Consider the following 7,252-nt stretch of genomic DNA (forward strand, 5'->3'; position numbering starts at 1 on the left):
CTGCGGCAGCCAGTCGAGCTTTGCGTTCGCGCCGACGTGTATCGCGACGTGCTGTTGCGCGGCGCGTCCGTTGGACTTGTTCACTTGGTGGCGCCGGGCGTCGTGAGCACGGCGTGAGTGTCGGCGTCGAGTCGTATGTCGATATCGAGCCGGTCGCCGCCCGCGACGCCGCCAGGAGGATGCACGATCACGGCGTGGCAGACGGACGGCCCTTCGGGATAGAGCGGGCGTTGCAGACGCAGCGGCCCTTCGTGCCGACGATGGGCGAGCGTCGTGCGGCTGCCGTGTCTGACGAAGCCGAGTTCGAGCCGCGCGCGCCATTGGGCGTGCGTGGGATCGTCGATGGTGGCGAGCGTGCCGTGGTGTTCGTGCAGCGACATGCGGCGAGGATAGCAGCTAAGCGGTCTTTGCCGTTATACCGCGATCAGGCTGCGCACGCCGTCGCGATCCATGTCGACGCCTTCGCCGCCCGCGACGATTTCGCCTCGGCTCATGACCCAGTAGCGGTCGGCGATCGCTTTGGCGAAGTCGTAGTACTGCTCGACGAGCAGTACTGTCAGACCCATTTCCTCGACGAGTTGCCGCAATGTTCTTCCGATGTCCTGGATGATCGACGGTTGAATACCTTCTGTCGGTTCATCGAGGATCAGCAGTTCTGGTTCGCTCATCAAAGCCCGGCCGATGGCCAGTTGTTGTTGCTGGCCGCCGGACAGGTCGCCGCCTCGTCGTGCTCTCATGTCTTTGAGGACGGGGAAGAGGCTATAGATTCTGTCCGGAATCTTCTTTGGGGCTTTTCTGCTGGCTGCGCCGACCAGCAGATTTTCCTCGACGGTCAGTCGCGGGAAGATGTCTCTGCCTTGCGGGACGTAGGCGAGCCCTTGCGCGACGCGCGCGTGTGGGGCGAGCTTCGTGATCGACGCGCCGCGCCACGTGATTTCGCCCGTTTTTGTTGGGGCTACGCCCATCAGGCATCGTAGCAGCGTGGTTTTGCCGACGCCGTTTCGTCCCAGCAGGACGGTGAGCTTGCCTTCGGGTACGGTGAGCTTTACGTCTCTCAGGATGTGGCTGCCGCCGTAGTACTGGTTCAGGTTTTTTACTTCGAGCATTTGAAGTCCTTTGTTGCCGAAGGCGTGGGGTTGTGACTGCGATGGCCTTTGTTTTGGCTTTTATGGCTTGCTGCCGGCATCCGCGCCGCGAGGCGCGGATGCCATCGCAAAGGCACAAAACAGCGTCGCGGACAATTAACGCCCCAGATAACTCTCAACCACACCCGCATCCCGCTTGACCTCATCAAGCGTCCCATGCGCGAGGACGCGGCCTTCGGCCATCACCGTAACCTTGCCGGTTTCACCCGCCAAAGCAGCTACAAACTCCATGTCATGCTCGACGACCATCATCGAACACGTCCCGCGCAAATGATTGAGTAGCGCAGCCAGTTCCATCGTCTCGTCATCGGTCATTCCCGCCGCGGGCTCGTCGAGCAGCAACAGCGCCGGCTGCTGCATCAACAGCATGCCGATCTCCAGACGCTGCTGCTGCCCATGCGACAGCTCGCCCGCAGGCCGCAACGCTTCACCTTCCAGACGGATCAGCGACAACGTCTCCTCGATGCGCGCCTGGGCACTCCGATCCAGACGCGCCCGCAACGAAGCGAGCCAGCTCTTGTCGGTCTTCATCGCCAGTTCGAGGTTCTCCCACACGGGATGCTGCTCGAACACAGTCGGCTTCTGAAACTTCCGCCCAATGCCCGCGCGCGCAATCGACGGCTCGTTCATGCGCGTGAGGTCGATCGTCTGGCCCAGAAAGATCTTGCCCGAATCGGGCTCAGTCTTCCCCGTGATGACGTCCATCATCGTCGTCTTGCCCGCGCCGTTCGGGCCGATGATGCAGCGCAATTCGCCGACGTCGATCGCCAGCGACAGCTCATTCAATGCCCTGAAGCCGTCGAACGAAACAGTCACGTCTTCCAGATAGAGAATCGCGCCGTGCGATACGTCGATCTCGCCCGGCGTCACCGCGCGGCCCATCGACGCGACGCCGGACAACGCACGGCCGTCGTGCTCTTCGGGTAGCGACAGGTCGGGCACCATCGGGTTTTCGTTCATCGGCGGTTCCTCCTGCGCGTCGCGAGTTCGACCAGTCCCATGATCCCGTTCGGCAGCAGCAACGGCACCAGCACGAAAATCAGACCGAGAAAGAACAGCCAGTACTCCGCGAAATAAGCCGTGAAAAAGCTCTTCGCGCCATTCACCGCGAACGCGCCGACAATCGGTCCGATCAGCGTGCCGCGTCCGCCGACGGCGACCCAGATCGCCATTTCGATCGAATTGCCCGGCGACATCTCGCCGGGATTGATGATGCCGACCTGCGGCACGTACAGCGCGCCCGCGATCCCGCACAGCACGGCCGACACCGTCCACACGAACAGCTTGTACGCAAGCGGGCTGTAGCCGAGAAACATCAGCCGCGTTTCGCCGTCGCGCACGGCCGTCACGACACGTCCGAGCTTCGACGTGACGATCGCCCGCGCGCCGATGAACGACAGCACCAGCACTGCGAACGTCAGCAGGAAGAGGGCCGTGCGCGTGCCGGGATGCGTGATTGGGAAGCCCGCGATGCGCTTGAAATCGGTGAAGCCGTTGTTGCCGCCGAAGCCCGTTTCGTTGCGGTAGAACAGCAGCATTGCGGCGAACGTCATCGCCTGCGTGATGATCGACAGATAGACGCCCTTCACGCGCGAGCGGAACGTGAAGAAGCCGAACACCCACGCGAGCAGGGCGGGCACCAGCACGACCAGCAGCAGCGCGTACCAGAGATGCTGCGTGCCTTCCCAGTACCACGGCAGCCGATGCCAGTCGAGGAACACCATGAAGTCGGGCAGATCGCTGCCGTACTTGCCGTCGCGGCCGATCGCGCGCATCAGGTACATCCCCATCGCGTAGCCGCCGAGCGCGAAGAAGAGTCCGTGTCCGAGGCTCAGGATGCCGCAGTAGCCCCACACGAGATCGAGTGCGAGCGCGGCGATCGCATAGCACATCAGCTTGCCCGCGAGCGTCATCGCATACGCGGACAGATGGAACGCGCTCGTCTCGGGCAGCACGAGCGCGCTGAACGGCACGCCGAGTGCGATCGCGACGATCAACGCGATCAGCAGTTGCCACGCGTGCCGCGACAGTAGCGCAGGGCGCGGCGGCAAGCCGGGCGCGAAGCCTGGCAGACGTTCGCGTTCGCTCGGGTGAGCGCTGGTGCGTGAATCGACGGAAGTGGAAGCGGATGAAGTCGCGGATGTCATGTCATGCCTCCGCGCTGCGGCCCTTCAAGGCGAACATGCCCTGCGGACGCTTCTGGATGAACAGCACGATCAGCACGAGCACCGCGATCTTCGCGAGCACCGCGCCCCAGAACGGCTCGATCGCCTTGCTCACAAGCCCGAGCCCGAAGCCGCCGATCACCGTGCCCGCCAGCTGGCCGACACCGCCCAGCACGACGGCCATGAACGAATCGATGATGTAGCTCTGCCCGAGGTCCGGGCCGACATTGCCGATCTGCGACAGCGCGCAGCCGCCGAGTCCCGCGATGCCCGCGCCGAACGCGAACGCGCACGAATCGACATACGCGGTTTTCACGCCGACGCACGCGGCCATCCGGCGGTTCTGCGTGACGGCGCGCACGAAGAGACCGAGGCGCGTCTTCGTCAGCACGGCCCATGCAATAGCGACGACGATCAGCGAGAACGCGAGGATCGCGAGGCGGTTGTACGGCAGGATCAGGCTCTGCATCACCGTGACGCCGCCGCTCATCCACGATGGATTTTCCACCTGCACGTTCTGCGCGCCGAACAGCATGCGCGTCGCCTGGATGAGAATCAGGCTGATGCCGAAGGTGGTCAGCAGCGTTTCGAGCGGACGTCCGTACAGATGCTTCAGCACGAGACGTTCGAGCACGATGCCGACGAGCGCCGCGACGACGAACGAAGCGGGCACGGCGATCAGCGGATACCAGTCGAACGCGCCCGGCGCATAGCGCTGCACGAGATTCTGCACGACGTACGTCGCATACGCACCGATCATCAAGAACTCGCCGTGCGCCATGTTGATCACGCCGATCAGGCCATACGTGATCGCAAGCCCGAGCGCCGCGAGCAGCAGCACGCTGCCGAGCGACAGCCCTGCGAACAGCGTCCCCGCGATCTCGCTGCGGCGCTGGATCGAATCGAGTGCATCGATGCCTTGCTGCGCCGTTTCGCGCACACGCGCGTCGCTCTCGGCGAAGGTGCCGTCCCGCTTCTTCGCGACGAGCGGGCGCAGCAGCTCGTACATGTCCAGATCGTGCCGTGCGGCGACGAGCTTCACGGCTTCGAGACGCTTCGCGGCATCGCTGTCGTGCAGCGCCGTCATCGCCCATAGCGTGTCGAGGCGCTGTTTCAGCTTTGCGTCCGTTTCCTTCGCGCGTGCCGCGTCGATTTGCGGTTTCATCGACGGATCGGGATTTTGCAGAAGCGCGGCAATGCCGGCGGCGCGCTTCGCAGGATCCGTCGAATCGAGTTGCAGGCCGGACAGCGCGCTCGATACTTTCGAGCGCAACAGATTGTTCAGCGTGATCGATTGCGCGTCGCCTGCGGCCACGGTCTTGCCCGTGACAGCGCCGCGCGCGGTATCGCCGTCTTGAATCAGCACTTGGCCGGAACCAGTCGCGAGCACGCTGTCTTCGGAGAGCGCCTTGAGCAGCGCAAGCGAAGGTGCGTCGTGATTCGCGATCAGCTTGTCGATCGCGGCGGACTTCGCGTCGAAATCGTCGCCGGCCAGCGGCGCGACGTCGGCGGCCGTCAACGCATGGGCGCTCGCCGGCGCGAACGCGATGAGCGCTGCGCCCAGCGCACATGACGCGCCGAAGAGGCTCATGCGCTTGCGGGCGTTGCGCAGCCAATCAGCGCTGCGAGCGGCGAGCGTGGAAAGTGAATGCGCCATGATGGTCTTGAGAATGAAGCCAGCAATCAGGCCAGCGATCCGGCGCGCGATGCCGTCGCATGCGAAAAGCGGCAAGCGAGGCACCGCGCGATTATGCCGTGCATTTGCTTCGATACGTGCATCGAAAGACGGGCGTTGCGCGCGCCGATGCGTTCGTGAAGGCTGAACGCGCCGGCATGCCGCGTCACGCGACGCGCGAGCGGCGGCGCTGGAACCCGGGAATCGACGTGACGACATCCGGCTTGCCCTGATTGCCCGCGATATACGGGCTCCACGGCTGCGCGCGAACGGCCGTCTTCGTTTTCCACACGACGTTGAACTGGCCGTCCGCGCGCACTTCGCCGATCATCACCGGCTTGTGCAGATGATGATTGCCGTCCATCTCGAGCGTGAAGCCCGACGGCGCCGCGAACTTCTGGCCGATCATCGCGACGCGCACCTTGTCGACATCCGTGCTCTTCGCCTTTTCGACGGCCTGCTTCCACATGTGGATGCCGATATAGGTCGCTTCCATCGGATCGTTCGTCACGCGCTTCGAGCCGCCCGGCAGGTTTTGCGACTTGACCCATCCAGCCCATTGCTCCTTGAACTTCGAGTTGGACGGGCCTTTCACCGACATGAAGTAGTTCCATGCAGCGAGGTTGCCGACGAGCGGCTTCGTATCGATGCCGCGCAGTTCCTCTTCGCCGACCGAAAACGCGACAACGGGCACGTCGGTCGCCTTCAGCCCCTGGTTGCCGAGCTCTTTGTAGAACGGCACGTTCGAGTCGCCGTTGACGGTCGAGATCACGCACGTCTTGCCGCCCTGCGCGAACGTCTTGATGCTCGCGACGATCGTCTGATAGTCGCTGTGGCCAAAGGGCGTGTAGACCTCCTGGATGTCGGCCTCCTGAACGCCCTTCGACTTGAGGAAGGCGCGCAGGATCTTGTTCGTTGTGCGTGGATACACGTAGTCGGTGCCGAGCAGGAAGAAGCGCTTCGCGCCGCCGCCTTCGGCGCTCATCAGGTATTCGGTGGCGGGGATCGCCTGCTGGTTCGGCGCAGCGCCCGTATAGAACACGTTGCGCGACATCTCTTCGCCCTCGTATTGCACGGGGTAGAAGAGCAGGCCGTTCAGTTCCTCGAACACGGGCAGCACCGACTTGCGCGACACGGACGTCCAGCAGCCGAACACGCAGGCGACCTTGTCCTGCGTCAGCAGTTGACGGGCCTTTTCGGCAAAGAGTGGCCAGTTCGAAGCGGGATCGACGACGACGGGCTCGATCTTGCGACCCATCACGCCGCCACTCGCGTTGATCTCGGCGATCGTCATCAGCGCGGTGTCTTTCAGCGACGTCTCGGAGATCGCCATCGTGCCCGAGAGGGAGTGCAGGATGCCGACCTTGATCGGGCCGCTGCCCGACGACTGCGCGCGCGCGAAAGGTACCTTGCCCGCGAGCGCGAGCGCGCCCGACATGGAGCCGAGCTTCAGCAGACTGCGACGTTTCATATGCTTCCCCTTGCCATGAATGGTGGTGAGTGGCGGACGGGTGGTGTCCGATCCTTGTTTGCGTTATGCGTGCAGAGTCTTACCGGGCCGGCTAACGCAAGGCATATGCCAACTTGCTGTGTTGCGCTTCAACGGACGCAGAGCTTGCTGCAATGCGGCTCGCTGACGGCCCGGCATCGTGTGGCGCTATGCCCTTTGAGCGCGAAAGCGGTGCAATTCGAGGTGCTTCGCCTCGTTGAGGTGCGCGCCGCCGGTGCATTGGCGCTGTCCTGTTGTGCACGGCGGTGCACCTGCCTAAACTGAAAACCCAACTGACCTTCGATGAAGTGATTACGGGCTGGGGGCGTCTGGGCCCGCCGTTCGCCGCGCAGTACTTCAACGTGACGCCCGATCTGCTGACGATGGCCAAGGGCACGAACAATGCCGCCGCGCCGATGGGCGCCGTGGCCGCGAGCGCGCGGATTCACCATGCAATCGTCAACGGCGCGCCCGCGGGCATCGAGCTTTTCCATGGCTATACGATTGAGCCTGATTTCAGCCTGATCTCAGGTCGCACCGCATTCCGCTCAATGCCGTATAGACGCTGCGGAAGAAGAACGGCAAGCCGCTCCTGAAGACCTGATCAAAGCTGCACAAACATGCGCAAACATGATCAGGACGTCACCCGAGCAGTGCTGATAACGGATTCGCGCCGGGGAATCTCGCCCCGGATGTCAGGATGGCACCACTGGCCGCGTTGCCGGGGCCAGTGGTGCGGATCGGGCGCGTGAACGCGCCCGCTCCTGTCTCTTATACA

General features: G+C 63.6%; 5 protein-coding genes and 2 pseudogenes. 1 reads left to right on the plus strand and 6 read right to left on the minus strand.

Going from position 1 to position 7,252, the window contains the following annotated elements:
• The 6 genes and pseudogenes from BN2476_RS49005 to urtA form a co-directional block, all read right to left on the minus strand.
• A pseudogene (locus BN2476_RS49005) lies at positions 1-380 on the minus strand (urease accessory protein UreD); the annotation flags it as partial.
• A 33-nt stretch (positions 381-413) separates the two neighbouring features.
• The gene (gene urtE, locus BN2476_RS42470; protein WP_087740120.1) at positions 414-1,106 is read right to left on the minus strand and encodes an urea ABC transporter ATP-binding subunit UrtE; all 693 of its coding nucleotides are present in this window, start codon (positions 1,104-1,106) and stop codon (positions 414-416) included.
• Between the two features lie 135 nt (positions 1,107-1,241).
• Entirely contained in the window at positions 1,242-2,105 is an 864-nt protein-coding gene (urtD, locus tag BN2476_RS42475) for an urea ABC transporter ATP-binding protein UrtD (RefSeq protein WP_087740121.1), read from the minus strand.
• Complete coding sequence (urtC, locus tag BN2476_RS42480) at positions 2,102-3,292, minus strand: urea ABC transporter permease subunit UrtC (RefSeq protein WP_087740122.1); 1,191 nt, start codon at positions 3,290-3,292, stop codon at positions 2,102-2,104. Before urtC ends, urtD begins: the two co-directional genes overlap by 4 nt.
• A gap of 1 nt (position 3,293) precedes the next feature.
• Positions 3,294-4,967, minus strand: coding sequence for an urea ABC transporter permease subunit UrtB (urtB, locus tag BN2476_RS42485; RefSeq protein WP_087740124.1), 1,674 nt, complete (start codon positions 4,965-4,967; stop codon positions 3,294-3,296).
• Between the two features lie 184 nt (positions 4,968-5,151).
• Complete coding sequence (gene urtA, locus BN2476_RS42490; protein WP_087740123.1) at positions 5,152-6,456, minus strand: urea ABC transporter substrate-binding protein; 1,305 nt, start codon at positions 6,454-6,456, stop codon at positions 5,152-5,154.
• 311 nt (positions 6,457-6,767) lie between these two features.
• Between urtA and BN2476_RS42495 the strand changes: the two are divergent.
• Positions 6,768-6,977 (plus strand): annotated as a pseudogene (locus tag BN2476_RS42495) (aminotransferase class III-fold pyridoxal phosphate-dependent enzyme); the annotation flags it as partial.
• Positions 6,978-7,252 lie beyond the last annotated feature (275 nt).

Origin of the sequence: Paraburkholderia piptadeniae, assembly GCF_900007165.1 — a bacterium.
Classification (GTDB): domain Bacteria; phylum Pseudomonadota; class Gammaproteobacteria; order Burkholderiales; family Burkholderiaceae; genus Paraburkholderia; species Paraburkholderia piptadeniae.